We start from the raw sequence: 22,397 nt of genomic DNA, 5'->3' as shown, positions 1-22,397 counted from the left end.
GTGAGGGGTTATTCCGGCTCACCAAATTTAAATTTCATCAGGTCGCGCCGCTCCTTTTTGTCCGGACGGCGGTCCGGATGCGGCATGGTCAACGCGTTCATCTTGCGCGCCAGCGCCATTTTTTCGCGGTTGGCGATGCTGGCTTCGGTTTCCTGATACATTTGCTGCGCCTCGCCGGCGCCGCGGCGTTGGCTGCTCAGCGCCAGCACGATCACGGTTCGTTCTTCGTTGCCCTGCCGCAGCTTGAGCTCGGCGTTGAGTTCGACAATCTTGCTCGGCTTGCCGCGCTGGCCGTTGTAATGCACCTTGCCGCCGTCGATCATTTCGCGCGCCAGCGCGCGGGTCTTGTAGAAGCGTGCGGCCCACAGCCACTTGTCCAGCCGGACCGCGTCGTCGCGCGTCGCTTTTTCCTTCATGCTTCCCCCTTGGTCAGCGCCGGTATCAGCAGGCGATAGTCGCGCATCGACGGATGGCGCTGGAAGCTTTTTTCCGCCGTGCTGGAGTCCGGGTTTTGCACGCCCAGGCAGTAACGAATGCCGAAAGCGCGCGCCGCGTCGAGGATCGGCTCGCCGTCGTCGACGAACAGCGTGCGCTGCGGATTGAATCCGGTGTGCTGCTGCACCGCCTGCCACAGACGCTGATCTTCTTTCGGATAACCAAATGTGTGGGTGGAAAACAATAAATCAAGGTGCCGATCGAGGCCGGTATGCTCGATTTTCACCGCCAGGCTGTGCGGATGCGCATTGGTCAGCAAAATGGTTTGCAGGCCGGCGTCGCGCAGCGCCTGTAAAAACGGCTCGGTGTCTTCGCGCAGCCGGGCGCGGCTACCCACTTCGCTGGTCATGCGGTAGATATCCAGATCCAACCGCTCGCTCCAGTAATCGAAGCAATACCAGTTCATGGTGTGCTGCACCGCCTGATATTCCCGCTCAATGATATTGCGGGCTTCGTCGAACGGAATGGCGCGCCTTTCGCTCAGCGCCTGCGGCACCAGGCTGAGCCAAAAGTGGCTGTCGAACTCCAGATCCAATAAGGTGCCGTCCATATCCAGCAGCACGGTATCGATCTGCGGCCAATCAAACTCGGGAACCATAAAAACTCCACGGGCGAACCGACGGGCGGTCCGCAGATGAGAATAATAGCGTTAGCGTAGCATAAGCAGATGACAGGGCGGAGGCCCCGACGCCAGGTTCAGGCCATCGGCCGCATCGACATCGGATTGAGCTGCGGATTGAAGCAGCTGTCGTAGTAACGCTGAATATCGGCGACGCGGTGCTGATTGATGCGCCGACGCTGCACCAGCCGCCAGGCGTTATAGCCCAGGCTGATGACCACCGCCAGCAACAGCAGGCTGGTGCCGAGGTAGCGCCACAGGGTGATCATGTCCGGTTCGCTGTGCAGCGCCACGTGGCGGGTGCCGTTGGCGTCGACGCTGAGGCTGGTGATCACCCCCTGCGCCTGGAACGGGGTATGCAGCAGCAGAGTGGAAAGGCGCTGCAGCTCATTCCACTGGTCGAGGGCGTTGTATTCGCTCTGCGGCGCCGAGGATTGCGGATGGCTGACCAGCTGGCGGCCTTCGTCGCTGCGGATCAGGAAACCGCCCGGCGGCGGGCTGTTGAGCGCCGCGGCGGCCAGACGCGTTTCATTGAAGATGAACGACGACGTGGCCACTTTGGTCAGGCTGTCCAGCGATTCGGCACTCACCGGGCGCAGCAGCACGTTGACGCCTTGCAGCGCGCCGGATCTGGCGCGTTTCACCAAACCGCTCCAGTTTTTGGCGTTACCCAGGTTGACCAGGGCGTTTTTCAACCGCACGCAGTCGTTTTCTGCCTGACACAAATCCTGTGTTTTCAGAACGATATCAGAGAAGTCATCCAACAGAATCATGCCGGATTTCTCGATGGCGCTGGCCAACTGCGGGTTGACCTTCTGATCGGCGCCGCTCGGATGCAGCTGGCTGTTGACCGTAGCCAGCAGGGCCGTCGCTTTGTCTATGACTTCCGATTCAGGCTGCGGCAGCGGGGCGGCGTTGTTCCAATAGATGCCGGAGCAGTCGAACGGCGCGAAATTGGCGGCGCCGCCACCGTTGGCCGGCGGCGGCACATAGCACATGCCGCTGCCGCGCACTTTCAGCGTGTCGCCGATGCGCAGCGGCGTGGCCTCCAGCGCCTGTACGCTGGTCACTTCCACTTTTTGCGCGCCCTGCAGCCAGGCCATGCTGAGGGTCAGCGGCAGGTTGAGCGGGATATAGATCAGCAGCAACAGCAGCACCAGCGCCGAGCTGGCGGCCAGCACCGCGTTGCGGCCCCATTGCTGCAGCGGGAAGTTCTTCACTTCGTCATGCAGCGAGAGGAAGCGCCCCTGGCGCACCACCTGCCGATTGAGGTAGACGTCCACGTCGGTGGTCTTGCCCAGGTCCTGCGTCAGGTAAGGCTGCCAATGCGGCGGGTAGATAAGATCGATGATGCCGAGCGAAATGTTGCTGATCTGCCCCTGGCCGGATTCGCCGAACAGGCCCCAGCGCTTCGGCGTGCCGCGCAGACAGTGGATCTCCTTCAGCTCGCGTGAGGCCGGGCGACGGAACAGATTCCAGCATCCCCAGGCGATCATCAGCACCGCCACGAAAATCATCCAGGGGATCACCAGCACCGGGCTTATCAGGCTGAAGAACAGCAGCAGCAGCGCAACGGAGATGATGACGGCTTCACGGATGCCGTTCGGCCGGTTCAGCGCATGCTCTTCCGGCGTTTCCTTGCGAATATTGACCAGCTCGACATGCTCGCTCTCCTCCTTGCGGATGGACGCGTTTTTGGTCGGCGCGGCGGTCACCACCGGCGGCTGCGGCCGGTCGTGAATATGATCTTTCAGCGAATGCCCGTTGAGCGAAATCACCAGCGGCAGCGTCTGGGTTCTGATCACTTCCACATGGTTGTCGGCGGTGATATACGGCTCCCAGAACGGCGGCAGATGCACCTCTTCAGCGTCGAGGTAATAGCGCCATTTATTGGGATCGTCGCTGGCCAGCCCGTAGCGGGTGATGGCGTGCGTGACGGGATAAACGTTATCGCTTTGCGGGGTGAGCGCCAGTTTGGCCGCGGGCAGCGTAGCGCCGCCGCCGGGCAACAGTTTGTTGCTCAGCTTGTTTTGCTGATTGAGGTAGAATTCGACCGCGGCGCGCTCTTCGTCGGTCAGCTTGCGGTGGGCTGGTTTGATAAACGGCAGCGCGTGCGCCAGCGCCGACGGGTTGCGGGCCCTGAACCACAGGTACAGACCGGCGGCAATCAGACAGACAAGCACTAAGGCCAATATCAACACTATTGTGCTCATGCAATCCCCATCTCACACCGTGAATTTCGCCAACCTGATGAAAAGCTGAATATTATACGGAGTAAACCGCCAGGAGGCACCCAGAACTAATGAGGGAACAAACAGATTCTCGCTCTGGATCTCATTCCTTCATGACGCAAGGCCATTTTATCACTGATTCTTGCCTGCGTGATACTAGCAACCGGCCTCTGCCGTCGATATCGGCATTATCCTATTTTCTTGCACGCTGTTTGCTGAATCAGTACGGAAAATCGCCGGCCGCTGGCTACGCTTGTTAAAAGAAAGTAAATTACTGCTCATGCGCGTTGCGGCGGAGCTTGCCCTTAACGCACAATGTGATCAGGATCGAATTTGGTCAGCGTTTGAGCGCCTACGAGCCGTGCGTTACGCCAATCATTATTTCGGTTGCCCCGTCCACGTCTGGGTAACCTTTTTGAGGCAATCATGGATAAACACCTGCAAAAACCTAAAATTCTGAAAGTGGAAACGGTCGCGCGTTCGCGTTTGTTCAACGTCGAGTCGGTCGATTTGGAATTCAGCAACGGGGTTCGGCGGGTGTATGAGCGCATGCGGCCTTCGGATCGCGAAGCGGTGATGATCGTGCCGGTGATTGGCGATGATCTGCTGCTGATCCGCGAATATGCGGTGGGCACCGAATCCTATGAGCTGGGGTTCCCGAAAGGGTTGATCGATCCCGGTGAGGGCGTGCTGGAGGCGGCCAACCGCGAGCTGATGGAAGAGGTGGGATTCGGCGCGAAGCGCTTTGATTTTCTCAGCAAGCTGACGATGGCGCCATCCTACTTTTCCAGCAAAATGAATATCGTGCTGGCGCACGATCTCTATCCGCAGAGCCTGGAAGGGGATGAACCAGAGCCCCTGCCGCAGGTGCGCTGGCCGATCGCCAACATGATGGCGCTGCTGGCGGAACCGGATTTCCGTGAGGCGCGCAACGTCAGCGCGCTGTTCCTCTCCGAGGCGTTTTTGCGCGCATCGCGCTGATACGCTTCGCGCCGAACAAAAAAAGGGCCAGATTTCTCTGGCCCTTTTCGATCAGAACAGCTCGTGGCTTTCACCGCCCGGATCGGTCAGCGTGGTGCCGGTATCGCGCGATGGGTAGTCCGTCGGCTGCGTTCCTTCGATGAAGTACTCGGAACGGCTGCCGCCGCCACCGCCAGAGAGCTTGCCGCTGCTCTTGTCGATGGTGACGCTGATGATGCCAGGCGGCGGCGTGACTTTTTGCTCCGGGATGCCTTCCAGCGCGGTCTTCATGAAGTCGTCCCACGCCGGCTGGGCGCTCTTGGCACCGCCTTCACCGCCGGAAATTTGATCCGGGATGGCGCCGGATACCGTCGACCGGCCCAGATCGCGGCGGTGATCGTCGAAACCGATCCACACCGAGGTCACGGTATCCGGGCCATAGCCGGAGAACCAGGCGTCCTTGGAACTGTTGGTGGTACCGGTTTTGCCTCCGATATCATGACGCTTCAGATCGCGCCCGGCGCGCCAGGCGGTACCCATCCAACCCGGTTCGCCGAAGATATTGCTGTTCAGCGCATCGTGGATCAAGAAGGCCAGCTGTGTGCTGATGACGTGCGGCGCATACTGTTGGTCGCCGTCCTGCTGTACCTGAGCCGGGGTAACCTGCTCCAGCTGCGGCATCGGCACCGTGCTGTTGTTGCCTTCCTGCGAGGTGGCGACGTTTTCGATGTTGTCGTCGGACAGCACCGCCGAGCGGTGGGTGTCGCCGTAGATCACCGGCAGGTTGCAGCTGCTGCACACCACTTTCGGTTTGGCTTCGAACACCGTATTGCCGTTGTCGTCTTCAATTTTGGTGATGAAGTACGGATCGACCAGGTAACCGCCGTTCGCCAGCACCGCGTAGCCGCGCACCAGCTGCATCGGGGTGAAGGAGGCGGAACCCAGCGCCAGCGATTCGGTATGCACGATATTCTGCGCCGGGAAGCCGAAGCGCTGCAGATATTCCGCCGCGTAGTCGACGCCCATCGCGCGCATCGCGCGCACCATCACCACGTTCTTCGATTGCCCCAGCCCCTGCCGCAGGCGAATCGGGCCGTCGTAGGTCGGCGGCGAGTTCTTCGGCCGCCAGTCGGTGCCGGCGCCGGCATCCCAACGGGTGATCGGCAAGTCGTTCAGGATGGTGGCCAGCGTCAGGCCTTTATCCATCGCGGCGGTGTACAGGAACGGTTTGATGTTCGAACCTACCTGGCGCAGCGCCTGCGTGACGCGGTTGAATTTGCTCTGGTTGAAATCGAAGCCGCCGACCAGCGCTTTCACCGCGCCGTCGTTCGGGTTGATCGAGACCAGCGCCGAGTTGACGTCCGGCACCTGCGACAGCCACCAGGCGTCGTTCACTTTGCGCACCCACACCTGCTGGCCGGCCTGCACCACATCGGTGACGCGTTTCGGCGTTGGGCCTTGCTGAGTGTCTGAGCGATATGGCCGCGCCCAGCGCATGGTCGCCATCGGCAGGGCAATGCTGCTGCCGTCGGCCAGCATCGCCGTCGCTTCCTGCGGGTTGGCGGCGGTAATCACCGCCGGCGCCAGCGGGCCGTAGTTCGGCAGGTTTTTCAGCGAATCGACAATCTGTTTGCGATCCCAGGCCGCTTCGCCGACTTTCCATAACACGTTGGACGGGCCGCGGTAGCCGTGGCGCATGTCATAGGCCAGCACGTTGTTGCGCACCGACTCCTGCGCCGCCAGCTGCAGTCGTTTGGTGACGGTGGTGTAAACCTTGTAACCGTCGGTATAGGCGTTTTCACCGTAGCGCTTGATCATCTCCTGACGCACCATCTCGGAGAGATACGGCGCGGAGAAGCTGATTTCCGGCGCATGGTAATTGGCGACCAAATCTTCGGAACGCGCCTGATCGTACTGTGCCTGCGTGATGTAGTGTTCGTCCAGCATGCGCGACAGCACCACGTTGCGACGGGCAACGGCGCGATCGTGCGAATAGAGCGGGTTGAAGGTGGACGGCGCTTTCGGCAGGCCGGCGATGGTCGCCATTTCGCTCAGGGTCAGCTGGCTGACGTCTTTGCCGAAATAGACCTGCGCGGCGGCGCCCACGCCGTAGGCGCGGTAACCCAGATAGATCTTGTTCAGATACAGCTCAAGGATTTCATCTTTGGTGAGCATCTGCTCGATGCGCACCGCCAGGAAAGCTTCCTTGATTTTACGCATCAGGGTGCGTTCCGGGCTTAAGAAGAAGTTACGCGCCAGCTGCTGGGTAATGGTACTGGCCCCCTGTGAAGCGTGGCCGGAGACCAGCGCGATGGAGGCGGCGCGGAAGATGCCGACCGGATCGACGCCGTGGTGATCATAGAAGCGGCTGTCTTCGGTGGCGATGAATGCGTGCACCATCACCGGCGGAATTTGATCCAGTTTCAGCGGAATGCGGCGCTTCTCGCCGTATTGGGCGATCAGTTCGCCATCGGCGCTGTAGACCTGCATCGGTATCTGCAGCCGCACATCTTTCAGCGTTGCGACGTCGGGCAGCTGTGGCTCGACATATTTGTACAAGCCAAAAATCGAGGCTGCTCCCAGCACGATGCAACATACTGCAAGGATTAGAAAATACTTTACGAACTTCACCTGAGATTTCCCATTTCTAAGTCATTTGGGCAGTTTATAAACAACCGCGCGGTAGTATAAAGGCAAGCCTGCGACATGGATATGTTCTTTTATCATCTGATGTTATGGAGGCTTGCGAAACATGTTCCCTCAAGCATGGCAGGTAGGGCTGGATATACAAATTGACTGCGTGCGGGCGGTGGCGGCCCAACGCCGCCGCAACGGCTGGCAGCTGCGCCACTGGTGGCAGCAGGCGCTGCCGCAGGCGGTTTTGCGCGATGGCTGCCTGCAACCTTCCGAATTCCTGATCCGGGCCCTGCGGCAATGGCGTGTCCAACTGCCGCGACATATTTCCTTACGCATTGCTCTGCCGGCGCAGCGCGTGTTGCAGCAGCGCATGACGCAGCCGGACGCGCGGCTGCGCGAGCCGGAACGCAGCGACTATATCGGTGGCCACGGTTTGAAGCAGTTCCCGCTCGACGGCCAGACGTTGGCGCTCGACTATCGCGCCGCGCCGGCGGATGAGGCGGCGCTGCTGTTGACCGCTGCGCGGCGGCAGGAACTGCAGCAGTGGCTGCATTGTCTGCGTCAGGCTGGTCTGCATCCGCAAGCGGTCGATATCACCCCCTGTGCGCTGCGCATGATGGCGACGGCGGCAGGCGTGCCGCCCGCTGCGGGGCTGATGCACCGTCTCGAACGAGAATGGCTGTGGGTGGCGCCGGCCGACGGCGCGTTCGCTTTTGGTCTGGCGCCGGGCGACGATGACGCGCAGGCGCTGCGGGCGCTGCAAGCCCAGATGCCGGTGGGCGACGATCGGCCGGTCTATGCCGGCGGCGTGCTGGCGGGAGCCTTGCCCGCCGGTTGCCTTGGCTGGTCGCCGCTCAGCGCCTTCACGCAGCTGCGGCCGCCGTTGCCTGCGCATCCTTCGGCGTTCGCGTTGGCCGGTGGTCTGGCGCTGCGCGAGGAGGATCGCTGATGTATCAGGTCAACTTTCTGCCCTGGCGCCAGCGCCGCGAGCGGCGGCGCGGCTATTTCTGGCTGGGCGTGCTGCTGTTGCAGGTAGCGGCGCTGCTGCTGGCACTGTTCCTGATCGCCGGCCAGCTGCAGCATCAACAGGCGCAGCGGCAGGCGCGGCTGGCGATGCTGGGTGAAGAGCTGGCGGCATTGACGTTGCTCGTCCGCCAGCAGCAGCAAGAGCGGGCGCAGCGAGCGCTGCACAGCGTCCGCGCCGAACGGCAGGCGAGCAACGCCCAACATAACCGGCGTCATTTGCAGCTGCTGCAGCAATTGTCCTCCAGCGTTCCTCCCCCGCTGTGGCTCACGGCGCTGGACAGCGATGCGGTGAACGGCCTGCGGCTGCGTGGATTGAGCCGCTCTCCTGCGGCCATCACGCAGTTCGAACGACGGCTGGCGGGGATGCCTGCGTTGCCACGGCTGCGTTTGGCTGAGGTGGCGCAACGCGAAGACGGCCTGTACTCCTTTCACCTGGCGGCGCGCTGGGGGCGTGATGGATAGCCGTTTGTCATCCGGGCTGCGCTTCTGGCTGAGCTTGCCGGGTTGGCTATTGCTGGTGGCGCAAGGGCTGGGCATTGGCGCGTTGGCGCTGTTGGGCGGCGGCTGGATGCTGCAAGACGAATGGCGTCAGCGGGAAAGCGCGGCGGAGCGGCAACAGCGCCTGTTGCAACAGATCGCCATGGTGCAGAGCCAGTTGGAAGAGACGCCGCAAACCGCTATCCCGGCGGCGCCGCTTGCGCCGATCGCCACCGGCGATCTGGCGAGCGTGCTGCAACGAGCGGGGGGCGCCCTGTTGCGCTGGCAGCGGCAGGAAAAACCGCCGCGGCAAACGCTGAGCTTGCGCATTGACTACGCCGGTTTGCTGGTGCTGCTGGAGGCGCTGCCCGCCGATTTGCGCCTCCAGCAGCTGAGCGTGGAGACACCGCCGCAGGGCATGACGGCGCGGTTGGTTTTACAGGATGCCGCCGAGGAGCAGGCCGATGAGTAAAAGACCTGGCCGTTGGTGGTGGCTGCTATGGCCGTGGGCCTTATGCGCTGAGCCGCGCGATCCGTTTGCGCCGCCTCCGCTACCTGCTTGTGCCCAAACGGAGGCATCGCCGGCGGGCTGGCGACTGAAAGGCGTCATCGGGCACCCGGCGCTGCGCTATGGCTGGGTGGTGACGCCGGCGGGGCAATGGCTACGCCTGCGGCCGCAGCAGCGGGTGCTGGCCGAGCGCTGGCAGGTGACGCAGGTGCAGGCGCGCAGCCTGACGTTAACGGCGCTGGCGGCCGAACCGGATTGCCCGGCGAGCCAGAGCGACATCTCGCTCATGATGGACAACAACAAGGATGGCAAACCATGAAAGGACGCGCTGGATTGGGCGTGGCGCTGTGGTGCCTGGCGCTCGGCGCCGCGCAGGCGCAGGATAAACAGCGGGTTTCCCTGGAGTTTCAGGATGCGCCGGTGACGGTCATCCTGCAGGCGCTGGCGGATTATCGGCAGATGAACCTGATCGCCGCGCCCGGCGTGAGCGGCAACCTGACGCTGCGGCTGGAGAATGTGCCCTGGCCTCAGGCGCTGGCGCTGACTCTGCGTATGGGCAAGCTGACGATGACGCGGGAGGGGAGCGTGATGCTGATCGCCCCGGAGCCGGACGCGCAGGAAAAAAAACAGCAGCGAGAAGCGCTGGCGCAGCGGCAACCGCTGCACAGCCTGACCCTGACGTTACAGAACGGCGATGCGGCGGAAATTGCCGAAAGCCTCAACGCCCAACGCGGCGCCTTGCTCAGCGAGCGAGGCAGCGTGCTGGCGGATAAGCGCACCAATACGCTGCTGCTGCGCGACACCGCGCCAATCCTGACGCAGTTGAAAAAACGGGTGACGGAAATGGACGCGCCGCTGGCGCAGGTGCAACTGGCGGCGCATATCGTGACCATCAACCGCGAAAGCCTGCGTGAGCTTGGCGTGCGTTGGGGGTTGGCGGCCGACGACAGGCCGGCGCGGCCGTTGCGGCCGGGTAATGTCGGTGTCAATCTGCCGCTGGAACGCGGCGCCGTGAACGCCGGTTTTCATCTGGCGCGCATCAGCGGGCGTTTGCTGAGCCTCGAGCTGACGGCGCTGGAGCAGGAGAATCAGGTGGAGATCATCGCCAGCCCGCGCCTGCTGACGGCGCATCTGCAAACCGCCAGTATCAAACAGGGAACCGAGATCCCTTACGAAGTGTCGAGCGGCGCCAGCGGTGCGACCGCGATCGAGTTCAAAGAGGCGGTGCTGGGCATGGAGGTGACGCCCAAGGTGTTGCCGGACGGACGCATCACGCTGACGCTGCACATCAGCCAAAATATGCCGGGGCGCGCCATCAGCCGGGGCGCGGGGGAAGCGCTGACCATCGATAAACAGGAGATTAAGACGCAGATCACGGTGAAAAACGGCGAAACCCTGGTGCTCGGCGGTATTTTTCAACGGCATAGCGGCAAGACGGCGGACAAGGTGCCGGGATTGGGCGATGCACCACTGCTGGGGGGCTTGTTCCGGCAAAGCGGCGCGCAACAGAAAAAACGCGAGCTGGTGATCTTCATTACGCCGACCCTGATTAAGGGATAAGCGGCTGCCTGTCGGCCGGGCGGCAAATCTCCTAAAGTTGATGAGCAGATACACTTTTTTATCCCCTTGGGGGGATCTGCGTTTGACGCTGCGGCCGATTTAGCTTACAAGGGTTACCGAATTGAGCACCGAGGTTTTTTGTTAGCGTCAAGACGCCGTTAAAAACATATGGTTTCCCTCCCGCGGCGTGGATTGCGATTTATTCGGTTGCCAAACTACCAAGAGTGTTGAGATAATTTTTCGTCTGATCTCGCACTATCGCTCATGAGGTTTCAGTTTAGGTCCCGCCGCTGATTTGATTGGCGGGGCGGGTTAACATTAACGAATTGTCTTAGTAATACCGAAAAACATGGCAGAGAAACGCAATATCTTTCTGGTTGGGCCTATGGGTGCCGGCAAAAGCACTATTGGCCGTCAGTTAGCTCAGCAACTCAATATGGAGTTCTTCGACTCCGATCAAGAAATTGAGCGACGTACCGGAGCTGACGTGGGCTGGGTATTCGACGTGGAAGGGGAAGAAGGTTTCCGCGATCGTGAAGAAAAAGTCATTAATGAACTGACGGAAAAACAAGGGATTGTGTTGGCGACCGGCGGCGGTTCGGTGAAGTCGCGCGAAACGCGCAACCGTCTGTCCGCGCGCGGCGTGGTGGTCTATCTGGAAACCACGATCGAGAAGCAGCTGGCTCGTACCCAGCGTGATAAAAAACGCCCGCTGCTGCAGGTTGATTCTCCGCCGCGTGAAGTGCTGGAAGCCTTGGCGAAAGAGCGCAATCCGTTGTATGAAGAGATTGCTGATGTCACCATCCGCACCGACGATCAGAGCGCTAAAGTGGTTGCCAACCAGATCATCAACATGCTGGAAAGCAACTGATTGCCGATTTTCGCGTTCGCCGTCGGCCAATGCGGAAAACTGATTTGTGTTCCCCGCTGTTGCGGGGATCAACCACCGCCGCACCATACAGAGAACTGAGCGCGACATGGAGAGAATTACTGTAACGCTTGGGGAGCGCAGCTACCCGATTACCATCGCCGCCGGATTGTTTAACGATCCGGTTTCTTTTATGCCGTTGAAGGCGGGTGAGCAAGCGATGTTGGTCACCAACCAGACCCTGGCGCCGCTTTATCTGGAGCGTGTCCGGCAGGTGCTGGAGCAGGGGGGCGTCGTGGTGGATCAGGTGATCCTTCCCGATGGTGAGCAGTACAAATCTCTGGCGGTGTTGGAGCAGGTGTTTTCGGCGCTGCTTGAAAAACCGCACGGGCGCGATACCACGCTGATCGCCCTCGGCGGGGGCGTGGTCGGCGATCTGACCGGCTTCGCCGCCGCGTGCTACCAACGCGGCGTGCGCTTCATTCAGGTTCCCACCACGCTGTTGTCGCAGGTGGACTCCTCCGTAGGCGGCAAAACCGCCGTCAACCACCCGCTCGGCAAAAATATGATCGGCGCTTTCTATCAACCCGCTTCGGTGGTGGTTGATCTGGATTGCCTGAAAACGTTGCCGACGCGTGAACTCTCTTCCGGCCTGGCTGAAGTCATCAAATACGGGATCATCCTCGATCGCGAGTTCTTCGTCTGGTTGGAAAACAACATCGATGCGCTGATGGCGCTGGATATGCAGGCGTTGGCGTACTGTATCCGCCGCTGCTGCGAGCTGAAGGCCGAGGTCGTGGCCGCCGACGAACGCGAAAGCGGCCTGCGCGCCTTGCTGAATCTGGGCCATACTTACGGCCACGCCATCGAAGCCGAAATGGGCTACGGCGTATGGCTGCACGGCGAAGCGGTGGCTGCGGGCATGGTGATGGCGGCGGAAACCGCGCGCCGTCTCGGCCAGTTCTCGGTTGAAGATATCGAACGCATCAAAGCGCTGCTGCTGCGCGCCGGCTTGCCGGTCTGCGGGCCGCAGGAAATGACGCCGGAATCCTATCTGCCGCACATGCTACGCGACAAGAAAGTGCTGGCGGGTGAACTGCGCCTGGTGCTGCCGACCGCGATAGGTGCGGCGGAAGTGCGCGGCGGCGTAGGGCATGAGCTGGTGTTGGCGTCGATCGCCGCCTGCCTGCCTGAGCAGAAGCGTAATTAAATCGGACTAAGTAACAGTGGCTTAGCCGCCATTTGCATCTATATTAATACAGTGAGCAGAGCACGACGGGTGTCGCTTTGCCATCATCGGGTTAATCTGCCCGTGCCACGGTAGGTCTACGGTGGTGGGCTTTTGCCTCTAGTTGGAGGGTTTCAGATGGACGAGTTTAAACCGGAAGACGATCTCAGACCTGATAGCAGCGATCGTCGTCCTACGCGTTCGCGCAAGCCGGCCGCCGCGCCGCGCTTCGCCGTTTCGCGCCAGCATTTGATGATCGGCATCGGCATTTTGGTGCTGTTGCTGCTGATTATCGGCATCGGTTCCGCCTTGAAGGCGCCGACCAAGCATGAAGCGGCTCAGGATAGCGGCGCGCAAAACGGCGCGGCCCGCGATATCAACCTGTCCGGTTCTTCGTCGCTGACCACCGCCAATAACGGCGTGCCGGGCGGCACCACGGATACCCATGACAACAACGGCGTGAGCGCGACTCAGCCGCAGCAACCGCAGAACGTCAGCGTTCCGCCGATCTCCGGCACGCCGACCGAAGCGCAAACTCAGCCTCAGCAGGGCGGTGCGCAGCAGCGTGTCGATCTGCCTGGCAACATGGCGGATGCGCTGTCGCAGCAGCAAGGGCAGGTGGATGCCGCGACCCAGGGCATGACCGGCGCAGCCTCGACGCTGCCGACCGCACCGGCGACGGTGATGAGCGGCGCCGCGGCGCGCGAAACGACTCGCCCTGTGCAGGGCACCGCGCAGCAACAGCATAAATCACCGACCACGGTGTATACGCCGCCTGCCAAGCCGTCTTCTACCGCGAAAGCGGGAGCGGTCGCCAGCAGCGGCAGTTCGCTGCAGTCTGCGCCAGGCAGCCACTATACCTTGCAGCTGAGCAGCGCTTCGCGTTCCGATACGCTGAACGCCTACGCCAAACAGCAGAAGCTGCAGAACTACCTGGTGTACGCCACCAAGCGTGACGGCAAACCGTGGTACGTGCTGGTAAGCGGCAACTATGCGTCTTCCGCAGAAGCGAAGCGCGCCATTGCTTCGTTGCCGGCGGATGTGCAGGCGAAAAAACCGTGGGTCCGACCTGTACACCAAGTGCAGCAAGATCTTAAAAAATAAATCATTTAAATTTGTGCGCTGATGTGCTGTCTGAAACAGAGTACAATCCGCCGCTCTGAATTGTATAAGTAGCTAATTGACGGCATGAAGAAAAACCGCGCTTTTTTAAAATGGGCTGGTGGAAAATACCCGCTGGTAGATGAGATTCGTCGCCATCTGCCGGCGGGAGACTGCTTAATCGAGCCCTTCGTGGGTGCGGGATCCGTCTTTCTGAATACGGATTACGACGCCTACATTCTCGCCGACATCAATAGCGATCTTATCAACCTGTATAACATCGTTAAGCTGCGCACGGATGACTTCGTGCGCGATGCCCGCACGCTTTTCGCCGATGAATTCAATAACTCGGATCAGTTTTACCTGCTGCGAGAAGAGTTCAATACTAGCACCGAGCCTTACCGCCGGGCGCTGCTGTTCCTGTACCTGAACCGCCACTGCTATAACGGCCTGTGCCGCTATAACCTGCGCGGCGAGTTCAACGTGCCGTTTGGCCGGTACAAGAAACCGTACTTCCCGGAAGAAGAGCTCTACTGGTTTGCCGAAAAATCGCGCAATGCCACTTTTGTCTGCGAGCATTACCGCGATACCATGGCGAAGGCCGTGGCCGGCGCCGTGGTGTATTGCGATCCGCCTTATGCGCCGCTGTCGGCGACGGCGAATTTCACCGCTTACCACACCAACAGCTTCAGCATCGCCGATCAGCAGAGCCTGGCGCATCTGGCGCACCAGCTCTCGGTAGAGAGCCAGGTACCGGTATTGATCTCCAATCACGATACCGAGCTGACGCGCGACTGGTACCAGCATGCCGCGCTGTATGTGGTGAAAGCGCGCCGCACGATCAGCCGCAACATTCTCGGCCGCAGCAAAGTGAACGAGCTTTTGGCGCTGTATCGCTAAGCCGGGGGCCCCCCGGCGCATAACAACTCGACCCTACGTTTGGAGAAGCGGATGAAAAAGTTTTTGATTGCCCCGTCCATTCTGTCGGCAGATTTTGCCCGGTTAGGTGAAGATACCGCCAACGTGCTGGCAGCAGGCGGCGACGTGGTGCACTTCGACGTGATGGACAACCACTACGTGCCCAATCTGACCATCGGCCCGATGGTGTGCGAAGCGCTGCGCAACTACGGCATTACCGCACCGATTGACGTGCACCTGATGGTCAAGCCGGTGGATCGCATCGTGCCTGATTTCGCCAAGGCCGGCGCGTCTTATATCTCTTTCCACCCCGAAGCTTCCGAGCATGTCGATCGCACCATTCAGCTGATCAAAGAGCACGGCTGTAAAGCCGGCCTGGTGTTCAACCCGGCCACGCCGCTGAGCTACCTCGATTACGTGATGGATAAAATCGACGTGATCCTGCTGATGTCGGTTAACCCGGGCTTCGGCGGCCAGTCGTTCATTCACGGCACTCTGGACAAGCTGCGCCAGGTGCGCAAGCTGATTGACGACAGCGGCCGCGATATCCGCCTGGAAGTCGACGGCGGGGTGAAGGTGGACAACATCGCCGAAATCGCCGCCGCGGGCGCCGATATGTTCGTCGCCGGTTCCGCCATCTTTGGCCAGCCGGACTACCGCAAGGTGATCGACGAGATGCGCAGCGAGCTGGCGAAGGTTACCCATGGCTGATTTCGGCGCGATCCGCGCATTGGCCTTCGATCTGGACGGCACGCTGGTCGACAGCGCGCCGGGTCTGGCGGCCGCCATCGATATGGCGCTGGAAGAGACGGGCCTGCCGCAAGCGGGTGAAGAACGGGTCGGCACCTGGATCGGCAACGGCGCCGACGTGCTGGTGCAACGCGCGCTGCGCTGGGCGGAAGCGGAAGGCACGCCGGAGCAGTGCAGCCGGCTGCGTGAACGCTTCGACCATTTCTACGCGCAGACCGTCGACAGCGGCAGCCGCCTGTTCCCGCAGGTGCAAGAGACGCTGGCCCGGCTGGCCGCGCACGGTTACCCGATGGCATTAGTGACCAACAAGCCGACACCGTTCGTGGCACCGCTGCTGGCGGCGCTGGGCATTGGCGACTATTTCTCGCTGGTGATCGGCGGCGACGACGTGACGGAAAAGAAACCGCATCCGGCGCCGCTGTACCTGGTGCTCGGCAAGCTTGGGCTGCGGGCGCATGAACTGCTGTTCGTCGGCGACTCCCGCAACGATATTCAAGCCGCGCAGGGTGCCGGTTGCCCGAGCGTCGGCTTTACCTACGGTTATAACTACGGCGAATCGATCGCCCTGAGCCACCCCGATCGGGTGTTGGAGCGCTTCGCCGATTTGTTGCCCGCTCTTGGGCTGTCATCTTTAGAGAATCAGGAAATTTAAACATGAGTAAGCCCATCGTATTTAGCGGCGCGCAGCCGTCCGGCGAACTGACCATCGGCAACTACATGGGTGCGCTGCGTCAGTGGGTGCAGATGCAGGACGACTACGACTGCATCTACTGCATCGTCGATCTGCATGCCATCACCGTGCGCCAGGACGCCGAGAAGCTGCGCAAGGCCACGCTGGATACGCTGGCGCTGTACCTGGCCTGCGGTATCGATCCGGAAAAAAGCACCATCTTCGTGCAGTCGCACGTGCCGGAGCACACGCAGCTGAGCTGGGTGCTGAACTGCTACACCTATTTCGGCGAACTGAGCCGCATGACGCAGTTCAAGGACAAATCCGCGCGCTACGCGGAGAACATCAACGCCGGGCTGTTCAGCTATCCGGTGCTGATGGCGGCCGATATCCTGCTGTATCAAACCAATCAGGTGCCGGTGGGCGAAGACCAGAAACAGCACCTGGAACTGAGCCGCGACGTAGGCCAGCGTTTTAACGCGCTGTACGGCGACGTGTTCAAAGTGCCTGAGCCGTTCATTCCTAAATCCGGCGCGCGCGTCATGTCGCTGCAGGAGCCGACCAAGAAGATGTCCAAGTCGGACGACAACCGCAACAACGTGATCGGCCTGCTGGAAGATCCGAAAGCGGTGACCAAGAAGATCAAACGCGCAATGACCGACTCGGAAGAGCCGCCTGTCGTGCGTTACGACGTGGTCAACAAGGCGGGCGTCTCCAACCTGCTGGATATCCTCGCCGGCGTGACCGGCAAGAGCATCGCGCAGCTGGAAGCCGAGTTCGAGGGCCAGATGTACGGCCACCTGAAAGGCGCGGTGGCGGAAGCCGTCTCCGGCATGCTGGGTGAGCTGCAGGAGCGCTACCACCGCTTCCGCAACGACGAAGCCTATCTGCAGCAGGTGATGCGCGACGGCGCCGCCAAGGCCCGCGCGCGCGCGCAGGAAACCCTGGCGAAGGTCTATCAGGCCGTCGGTTTCGTACCGCCGCAGGCGTAACGCCGGCGCGAATAGAAAAAGCGGCCAAAGGCCGCTTTTTTTACGTCGGTATCACGCCATTTGCGCCAGGCCGGCGGGCGGTTCCTCGCTGGCGAACCAATTGAGCTTGCTGCGCAGGCTGACCACGCTGCCGACGATGATCAGGCTGGGGCTGGCGGCCTGCAGGGACAAGGCGCCCAGTTGGCCGAGCTCGCCTTCGATCACCCGCTGGCGGCAGGACGTGCCGTTTTCCACCAGCGCTACCGGTGTGGCGGCCGGCAAGCCGTGTGCGATCAGCTGGCGCTGGATCTCCGCTGCCTGCGTTAGCCCCATATAGAACACCAGCGTCTGCTGCCCGGCGGCCAGCGTCGCCCAGTCCAATCCGCCGTCGGCCTTGGCGTGGCCGGTCACCAGGCGCACGCTTTGCGCATGGTCGCGGTGGGTGAGCGGGATGCCGCTGTAGGCGGAACAGCCGGAGGCGGCGGTAATGCCCGGCACCACCGAGAACGGCACGTTGGCATCCGCCAGCGTCTCCAGCTCTTCGCCGCCGCGGCCGAAGATAAAGGGATCGCCGCCCTTCAGGCGCACCACGCGTTTGCCTTGCAGCGCCTGCTGCAGCAGGATTTGGTTGATTTGCTCTTGCGGCACGCAGTGGTGGCCGGCGCGTTTACCGACGAAGATGCGTTCGGCGTCGCGGCGCACCAGCGTCATGATCTCTTCGGAGACCAGCCGGTCGTAAACCACCACGTCGGCCTGCTGGATCTGCTGCAGCCCTTTCAGCGTCAGCAAGCCGGCATCGCCCGGCCCGGCGCCCACCAGCACCACTTCACCGCGATCTTCCGGCCGTTCGCTGAACAGCTGCTCGAGCTGGCGTTCGGCCAGCGCGGCGTCGTCGTTGGCCAGCGACTGCGCCAGCCGATCGTGGGCGAATAACCGTTCCCAGAAGCGACGGCGCGCGCCGAGGCTGCTGAAGCGTTGTTTTACCCGCTGCCGCAGCGAGCCGCCCAGCTGGGCCAGCTTGCCGAGGTGCTGCGGCAGCATCGCTTCCAGCTTCTCGCGCAGCAGCCGCGCCAGCACCGGCGCTTTGCCGCCGGAGGACACCGCCACCATGATCGGCGAACGATCGATGATCGACGGCATGATAAAGCTGGCGCGTTTCGGATCGTCCACCACGTTGCAGAACACCCGTTGCTGGTTGGCGCACTGGTACACCAGTGCGTTGACTTCCAGCCGATCGGTGGCGGCGATCACCAGCCATTTTTCCGCCAGCAGGGCCGGGCTGAATTCGCCCTCGGCCAGCGTCAGCAGGCCTTCTTCAGCCCAGTGGTGGAACTGTGGGCTGAATGCCAGGGCGTTGACGGTCAGCGCCGCGCCGGCGTCCAGCAGCAGGCGCGCCTTGCGTTCGGCGATCTCGCCGCCGCCCACCAGCAGGCAGGCTTTATGTTGCAGTTGGCAGAAAATCGGCAGGTAGTCCATCGGCACTCCTCGGGAGAATCAGTGTGGGGGCGAAATGCGCCCCCGAAAACTCAGGCGGTCTGACGTGCGGCGGCTTTAGCCGCCTGCGGGCGTTCGGCGCGCGGCGTAGCGTACCAATACCCCAGCCCCATCAGCACCGAGCCGGACAGGATGTTGCCCAGCGTCACCCACAGCAGGTTGTGGCCAATGCCGGCGAGGGTGTAGGCCTCGCTGTGGTTGCCGAACCAGGAGAGGGCGAACAGCGTCATGTTGGCGACGGAGTGTTCGTAACCCGAGGCGATAAAGGCCAGCAGGCACCACCAGATGGCGATGAATTTGGCGGCGCCTTCGACGCGGATCGCCATCCAAATCGCCAGGCAGACCAGCCAGTTGCACAATACGCCCTTGAAGAACAGCACCTCGGCCGGCGCGGTGGTTTTCGCCAGCGCGGCGCTGTGCACCAGACTGGTATCCACCGGCAGCAGGCTGCCGCCGCCGTAGTAATACATCAGCGCCACCAGCACCGAGCCGAGCAGATTGCCGAGCCAGGTTTGCGGCAGCACCGCCCACATCTGGCTCTGGCGGATGGTGCCGGCCTTGACGCCGAGCGTCAGGAACATCGTGTGGCCGGTGAACAGCTCGGAACCGGCGATGATCACCAGCGTCAGGGCGATGCCGAAGGTGGCGCCCATCACCAGCGGCCGCACGCTTGGGTCGACCAGGTTGCCGAGGGTGAAGATCAGGATGATGCCGAGGCCGACGTAGGCGCCCGCCATCGCCGAGCTGATCCAAAAGCCGAGCGGGCTTTCTTTCGCCAGGCGGACGATGCGCGCCGCGTTGGCGGCGCATTTGTTGATCGTGTCGGTAAACATGTTGCCTCCCGAAAGGTTATGCCGCGACTTGCACGATGCCGTCGACCACCCGGCTGGCGAAGCTGGCGACGGAACGGCTGTCGTCTTCCAGACAGTGGCCGTCGTACAGGCGGAAATGCTGTTTCTTCAGCGGGCTGGCGACCCACAGTTCGCCCTGATGCTCGGCGATCAGGCCGCGCGACAGCACGCTGGCCTGGGCGAACGGGTCGATATTGCTGATGGCGAACACCTGCTCGTCGGCATAGGGGCGGAACACCGCCACCTGCCGATCGCCGATCAGGGCGCACACGCCGGTGCCGGGCAGAATGTCGGCGACGGGACAAACGGTAATCCACTGGCTCATGCGTGGCTCTCCTCGGTATCGATCAGGGTGACGGGAATGCGCTCGTCAGGGCGCGCCGGGCGGTGCTGGTCGCGTTCGGCCACCACCTGCACGTTCGGATCGCGCAGCGGGCTGTTGACGAAGTGGGCGAAGCGCAGCTGCGTTTCCGGGTGCTCGACGGTCTCTTTCCACTCGCAGATCACCGCATCGCGCAGGCGGGCGATCTCCGCTTCCAGCTGGTCGTTGATGCCGAGCTTGTCGTCGATGATCACCTTGCGCAGGTAATCGATGCCGCCTTCCAGGCTCTCCAGCCACACCGAGGTGCGCTGCAGCTTATCGGCGGTGCGGATATAGAACATCATGAAGCGGTCGAGGTAGCGCACCAGGGTCTCGCGATCGAGGTCGGCGGCCAGCAGATCGGCGTGGCGCGGTTTCATGCCGCCGTTGCCGCAGACATACAGGTTCCAGCCGTTCTCGGTGGCGATGATGCCGACGTCCTTGCCCTGCGCTTCGGCGCATTCACGGGTGCAGCCCGAGACGCCGAACTTCATTTTGTGCGGGGTGCGGATGCCTTTGTAGCGATGCTCCAGCGTGACGCCGAAGCCGACGCTGTCGCCGACGCCGTAGCGGCACCAGGTGCTGCCGACGCAGGTTTTCGCCATGCGCAGCGCCTTGGCGTAAGCGTGGCCGGTTTCAAAGCCGGCGGCGAGCAGCTTGCGCCAGATGGCCGGCAGGTCGTCTTTCTGCGCGCCGAACATGCCGATGCGCTGCGAACCGGTCATTTTGGTGTAGAGGTTGTACTCCTTGGCGATCTGGCCGATGGCCAGCAGGCCGTCCGGGGTGATTTCGCCGCCGGCGGAGCGCGGGATCACCGAGTAGGTGCCGTCTTTCTGGATATTGCCGAGGAAGTTGTCGTTGGTATCCTGCAGCGGCGTATGCTGCGGCTTGAGGATGTATTCGTTCCAGCAAGAAGCCAGCAGCGAGCCGACGGTCGGCTTACAGACTTCGCAGCCGTAGCCTTTGCCGTATTTGGCCAGCAGCGCCTCGAACGACTTGATGCCTTCGACGCGGATCAGGTGGAACAGCTCCTGGCGCGAGTAGGCGAAGTGTTCGCACAGGTGATGGTTGACCTCGATGCCTTGCTTGCTCAGCTCGGCGTTCAACACCTGGGTGAGCAGCGGGATGCAGCCGCCGCAGCCGGTGCCGGCCTTGGTTTCGGCCTTCAGCGCCGCCACGGTGTGGCAGCCTTTGTTGACCGCCTGGATGATGTCGCCTTTGCTGACGTCGAAGCAGGAGCAGATCTGCGCGCTTTCCGGCAGCGAATCCACGCCGATGGCCGGTTTGCTGCCCGCATGAGCCGGCAGGATCAGGCCGTCCGGGTTTTCCGGCAGCTCGATGCCGTTCAACGCCAGCTGCAGCAGATTGCCGTAATCGCTGGTGTCGCCCACCAGCACCGCGCCGAGCAGGGTTTTGTTGTCGGCGCTGACCACGATGCGTTTGTAGACTTCTTTGCTTTCATCCAGATAAACGTAGCTGCGGGCGCCCTCGGTGCGGCCGTGAGCATCGCCGATGCCGCCGACGTCCACGCCCAGCAGCTTCAGCTTGGCGCTCATGTCGGCGCCCTGGAAGCCGTTTTCGCGGCCCAGCAGGTGATCGACGGCCACCTGCGCCATTTTGTAACCCGGCGCCACCAGGCCGAAGGTGCGATCGCGCCAGGCGGCGCACTCACCGATGGCGTAGACGTCCGGATCCGACGTCTGGCAGCTGTCGTTGATGGCGATGCCGCCGCGGCGGCCAATCTCCAGCCCGCACTGGCGCGCCAGCTTGTCCTGGGCGCGGATGCCGGTGGAGAACACGATGAAATCCACTTCCAGCAGGCTGCCGTCGGCGAAATGCATGGTTTTGCGCGCGGTGCCGCCGCCGTTGACGATCTCCTGGGTATTTTTGCCGGTGTGTACTTTGACGCCCATGCGCTCGATCTTGCGGCGCAGCTGGTCACCGCCCATCGGGTCGAGCTGTTCGGCCATCAGCATCGGGGCGAACTCGATCACGTGCGTTTCCACCCCCAGGCTTTTCAGCGCGCCTGCGGCTTCCAGCCCCAACAGCCCGCCGCCGACCACCGCACCGCGTTTGCTGCGGCGCGCGCAGGCTTCGATGGCGTTCAGGTCTTCGATGGTGCGGTAAACGAAGCAGTCCTGGCTATCCGAACCTTTAATCGGCGGGATCCACGGATAGGAACCGGTGGCCATGATCAGCTTGTCGTAATAGACGGTGCGGCCGGTGTTGGAGTGGATGACCTTCTCGTCGCGATTGATGGTGATGGCGCGCTCGCCGACCAGCACCTTCACGCCGTGTTTTTCGTAAAAGCCTTCGCGCACCAGCGACAGCTCTTCGGCGGTGTGGTGCGAGAAGTAGGAAGAGAGGTGCACGCGATCGTAAGCGATGCGCGGCTCTTCGCAAAATACGGTGATTACGAACTGGTCTTTGTCTGCTTTATCCAACAGATCTTCGATGAACCGGTGGCCGACCATGCCATTGCCGACGACGGCAAGTTTGACTCTGCTCATTATTGCCTCAAAATTCTGGTTTCCTAGGCTTACCTTATCTCTCCCAATGGGCAATTTATTGATGCAAATCAATCACACCCTCATATACCTCTAACGTGGTATATGGATGATTTTTCACGTTTTTTGATAAGTTGCGGATTTTATTCACCTTTAGCTGAAGCG

21 protein-coding genes are annotated in these 22,397 nt (G+C 61.8%); 13 read left to right on the top strand and 8 right to left on the bottom strand.

The window, feature by feature from the left end:
* Positions 1-8: 8 nt before the first annotated feature.
* The 3 genes from hslR to ACK3CV_RS23470 form a co-directional block, all read right to left on the bottom strand.
* Positions 9-416 (bottom strand): ribosome-associated heat shock protein Hsp15, encoded by a 408-nt coding sequence (hslR, locus tag ACK3CV_RS23480; RefSeq protein WP_033636309.1) that lies wholly within the window; start codon positions 414-416, stop codon positions 9-11.
* Positions 413-1,093, bottom strand: coding sequence for a GMP/IMP nucleotidase (gene yrfG, locus ACK3CV_RS23475; RefSeq protein WP_164040091.1), 681 nt, complete (start codon positions 1,091-1,093; stop codon positions 413-415). The genes hslR and yrfG overlap by 4 nt, the downstream gene beginning before the upstream one ends.
* Positions 1,094-1,191: 98 nt before the next feature.
* Complete coding sequence (locus ACK3CV_RS23470; RefSeq protein ID WP_164040092.1) at positions 1,192-3,327, bottom strand: intracellular growth attenuator family protein; 2,136 nt, start codon at positions 3,325-3,327, stop codon at positions 1,192-1,194.
* Between the two features lie 444 nt (positions 3,328-3,771).
* Between ACK3CV_RS23470 and nudE the strand changes: the two genes are divergently transcribed.
* Positions 3,772-4,326, top strand: coding sequence for an ADP compounds hydrolase NudE (gene nudE, locus ACK3CV_RS23465; RefSeq protein WP_033636306.1), 555 nt, complete (start codon positions 3,772-3,774; stop codon positions 4,324-4,326).
* Positions 4,327-4,377: 51 nt separating this feature from the next.
* Here nudE and mrcA read toward each other — a convergent pair whose 3' ends face one another.
* Positions 4,378-6,936, bottom strand: a complete 2,559-nt coding sequence (gene mrcA / locus ACK3CV_RS23460) for a peptidoglycan glycosyltransferase/peptidoglycan DD-transpeptidase MrcA (protein ID WP_033654851.1) — start codon at positions 6,934-6,936, stop codon at positions 4,378-4,380.
* A 121-nt stretch (positions 6,937-7,057) separates the two neighbouring features.
* On the opposite strand from mrcA, the gene pilM reads away from it, so the two are divergent.
* The 12 genes from pilM to trpS all read left to right on the top strand — a co-directional run bounded on the left by pilM (position 7,058) and on the right by trpS (position 17,040).
* Positions 7,058-7,891: a type IV pilus biogenesis protein PilM gene (gene pilM / locus ACK3CV_RS23455; protein WP_033636304.1), complete on the top strand. Its 834-nt coding sequence runs from the start codon at positions 7,058-7,060 to the stop codon at positions 7,889-7,891.
* Complete coding sequence (locus ACK3CV_RS23450; RefSeq protein WP_164141716.1) at positions 7,891-8,430, top strand: PilN domain-containing protein; 540 nt, start codon at positions 7,891-7,893, stop codon at positions 8,428-8,430. Before pilM ends, ACK3CV_RS23450 begins: the two co-directional genes overlap by 1 nt.
* Positions 8,423-8,917, top strand: coding sequence for a hypothetical protein (locus ACK3CV_RS23445; protein ID WP_033636302.1), 495 nt, complete (start codon positions 8,423-8,425; stop codon positions 8,915-8,917). Before ACK3CV_RS23450 ends, ACK3CV_RS23445 begins: the two co-directional genes overlap by 8 nt.
* Positions 8,910-9,272: a HofP DNA utilization family protein gene (locus ACK3CV_RS23440; protein WP_060388417.1), complete on the top strand. Its 363-nt coding sequence runs from the start codon at positions 8,910-8,912 to the stop codon at positions 9,270-9,272. The genes ACK3CV_RS23445 and ACK3CV_RS23440 overlap by 8 nt, the downstream gene beginning before the upstream one ends.
* A complete protein-coding gene (hofQ, locus tag ACK3CV_RS23435; RefSeq protein WP_164040095.1) occupies positions 9,269-10,513 on the top strand; it encodes a DNA uptake porin HofQ in 1,245 nt (414 codons plus the stop codon). Before ACK3CV_RS23440 ends, hofQ begins: the two co-directional genes overlap by 4 nt.
* 349 nt (positions 10,514-10,862) lie before the next feature.
* On the top strand, positions 10,863-11,384 hold the full coding sequence (gene aroK, locus ACK3CV_RS23430) for a shikimate kinase AroK (protein ID WP_004391482.1): 522 nt from the start codon (positions 10,863-10,865) through the stop codon (positions 11,382-11,384).
* 106 nt (positions 11,385-11,490) lie between these two features.
* Entirely contained in the window at positions 11,491-12,591 is a 1,101-nt protein-coding gene (gene aroB, locus ACK3CV_RS23425) for a 3-dehydroquinate synthase (protein WP_164040097.1), read from the top strand.
* A 156-nt stretch (positions 12,592-12,747) separates the two neighbouring features.
* The gene (locus tag ACK3CV_RS23420) at positions 12,748-13,713 is read left to right on the top strand and encodes an SPOR domain-containing protein (protein WP_489009903.1); all 966 of its coding nucleotides are present in this window, start codon (positions 12,748-12,750) and stop codon (positions 13,711-13,713) included.
* 84 nt (positions 13,714-13,797) lie between these two features.
* Positions 13,798-14,610: an adenine-specific DNA-methyltransferase gene (gene dam, locus ACK3CV_RS23415; protein ID WP_004930319.1), complete on the top strand. Its 813-nt coding sequence runs from the start codon at positions 13,798-13,800 to the stop codon at positions 14,608-14,610.
* A 51-nt stretch (positions 14,611-14,661) separates the two neighbouring features.
* Positions 14,662-15,339 carry a ribulose-phosphate 3-epimerase gene (gene rpe / locus ACK3CV_RS23410; RefSeq protein ID WP_004930320.1) on the top strand — a complete coding sequence of 226 codons (678 nt, stop codon included), beginning with the start codon at positions 14,662-14,664 and terminating at the stop codon, positions 15,337-15,339.
* Positions 15,332-16,030: a phosphoglycolate phosphatase gene (locus ACK3CV_RS23405; RefSeq protein ID WP_015379295.1), complete on the top strand. Its 699-nt coding sequence runs from the start codon at positions 15,332-15,334 to the stop codon at positions 16,028-16,030. Before rpe ends, ACK3CV_RS23405 begins: the two co-directional genes overlap by 8 nt.
* Positions 16,031-16,032: 2 nt before the next feature.
* Positions 16,033-17,040, top strand: a complete 1,008-nt coding sequence (gene trpS, locus ACK3CV_RS23400) for a tryptophan--tRNA ligase (protein WP_025304534.1) — start codon at positions 16,033-16,035, stop codon at positions 17,038-17,040.
* A gap of 51 nt (positions 17,041-17,091) precedes the next feature.
* Here trpS and cysG read toward each other — a convergent pair whose 3' ends face one another.
* From cysG to nirB, 4 genes are read right to left on the bottom strand one after another with little or no spacing between them, the layout of a single operon-like run.
* Complete coding sequence (cysG, locus tag ACK3CV_RS23395; protein ID WP_033636295.1) at positions 17,092-18,495, bottom strand: siroheme synthase CysG; 1,404 nt, start codon at positions 18,493-18,495, stop codon at positions 17,092-17,094.
* Between the two features lie 50 nt (positions 18,496-18,545).
* On the bottom strand, positions 18,546-19,346 hold the full coding sequence (gene nirC, locus ACK3CV_RS23390; protein ID WP_033636294.1) for a nitrite transporter NirC: 801 nt from the start codon (positions 19,344-19,346) through the stop codon (positions 18,546-18,548).
* A 16-nt stretch (positions 19,347-19,362) separates the two neighbouring features.
* On the bottom strand, positions 19,363-19,689 hold the full coding sequence (gene nirD / locus ACK3CV_RS23385; RefSeq protein ID WP_019456155.1) for a nitrite reductase small subunit NirD: 327 nt from the start codon (positions 19,687-19,689) through the stop codon (positions 19,363-19,365).
* On the bottom strand, positions 19,686-22,235 hold the full coding sequence (nirB, locus tag ACK3CV_RS23380) for a nitrite reductase large subunit NirB (protein ID WP_164040101.1): 2,550 nt from the start codon (positions 22,233-22,235) through the stop codon (positions 19,686-19,688). Before nirB ends, nirD begins: the two co-directional genes overlap by 4 nt.
* Positions 22,236-22,397: the final 162 nt, after the last annotated feature.

This window comes from Serratia sp. TSO36, from assembly GCF_057808395.1.
This window is presented reverse-complemented; position numbering and strand designations above follow the sequence as displayed.

What these genes read in the sequence shown, in the direction of transcription:
- hslR (WP_033636309.1), bottom strand. Translation starts at nt 416, where the DNA reads ATGAAGGAAAAAGCGACGCGCGACGACGCGGTCCGGCTGGACAAGTGG.
- yrfG (WP_164040091.1), bottom strand. Translation starts at nt 1,093, where the DNA reads ATGGTTCCCGAGTTTGATTGGCCGCAGATCGATACCGTGCTGCTGGAT.
- ACK3CV_RS23470 (WP_164040092.1), bottom strand. Translation starts at nt 3,327, where the DNA reads ATGAGCACAATAGTGTTGATATTGGCCTTAGTGCTTGTCTGTCTGATT.
- nudE (WP_033636306.1), top strand. Translation starts at nt 3,772, where the DNA reads ATGGATAAACACCTGCAAAAACCTAAAATTCTGAAAGTGGAAACGGTC.
- pilM (WP_033636304.1), top strand. Translation starts at nt 7,058, where the DNA reads ATGTTCCCTCAAGCATGGCAGGTAGGGCTGGATATACAAATTGACTGC.
- ACK3CV_RS23450 (WP_164141716.1), top strand. Translation starts at nt 7,891, where the DNA reads ATGTATCAGGTCAACTTTCTGCCCTGGCGCCAGCGCCGCGAGCGGCGG.
- ACK3CV_RS23445 (WP_033636302.1), top strand. Translation starts at nt 8,423, where the DNA reads ATGGATAGCCGTTTGTCATCCGGGCTGCGCTTCTGGCTGAGCTTGCCG.
- ACK3CV_RS23440 (WP_060388417.1), top strand. Translation starts at nt 8,910, where the DNA reads ATGAGTAAAAGACCTGGCCGTTGGTGGTGGCTGCTATGGCCGTGGGCC.
- hofQ (WP_164040095.1), top strand. Translation starts at nt 9,269, where the DNA reads ATGAAAGGACGCGCTGGATTGGGCGTGGCGCTGTGGTGCCTGGCGCTC.
- aroK (WP_004391482.1), top strand. Translation starts at nt 10,863, where the DNA reads ATGGCAGAGAAACGCAATATCTTTCTGGTTGGGCCTATGGGTGCCGGC.
- aroB (WP_164040097.1), top strand. Translation starts at nt 11,491, where the DNA reads ATGGAGAGAATTACTGTAACGCTTGGGGAGCGCAGCTACCCGATTACC.
- ACK3CV_RS23420 (WP_489009903.1), top strand. Translation starts at nt 12,748, where the DNA reads ATGGACGAGTTTAAACCGGAAGACGATCTCAGACCTGATAGCAGCGAT.
- dam (WP_004930319.1), top strand. Translation starts at nt 13,798, where the DNA reads ATGAAGAAAAACCGCGCTTTTTTAAAATGGGCTGGTGGAAAATACCCG.
- rpe (WP_004930320.1), top strand. Translation starts at nt 14,662, where the DNA reads ATGAAAAAGTTTTTGATTGCCCCGTCCATTCTGTCGGCAGATTTTGCC.
- ACK3CV_RS23405 (WP_015379295.1), top strand. Translation starts at nt 15,332, where the DNA reads ATGGCTGATTTCGGCGCGATCCGCGCATTGGCCTTCGATCTGGACGGC.
- trpS (WP_025304534.1), top strand. Translation starts at nt 16,033, where the DNA reads ATGAGTAAGCCCATCGTATTTAGCGGCGCGCAGCCGTCCGGCGAACTG.
- cysG (WP_033636295.1), bottom strand. Translation starts at nt 18,495, where the DNA reads ATGGACTACCTGCCGATTTTCTGCCAACTGCAACATAAAGCCTGCCTG.
- nirC (WP_033636294.1), bottom strand. Translation starts at nt 19,346, where the DNA reads ATGTTTACCGACACGATCAACAAATGCGCCGCCAACGCGGCGCGCATC.
- nirD (WP_019456155.1), bottom strand. Translation starts at nt 19,689, where the DNA reads ATGAGCCAGTGGATTACCGTTTGTCCCGTCGCCGACATTCTGCCCGGC.
- nirB (WP_164040101.1), bottom strand. Translation starts at nt 22,235, where the DNA reads ATGAGCAGAGTCAAACTTGCCGTCGTCGGCAATGGCATGGTCGGCCAC.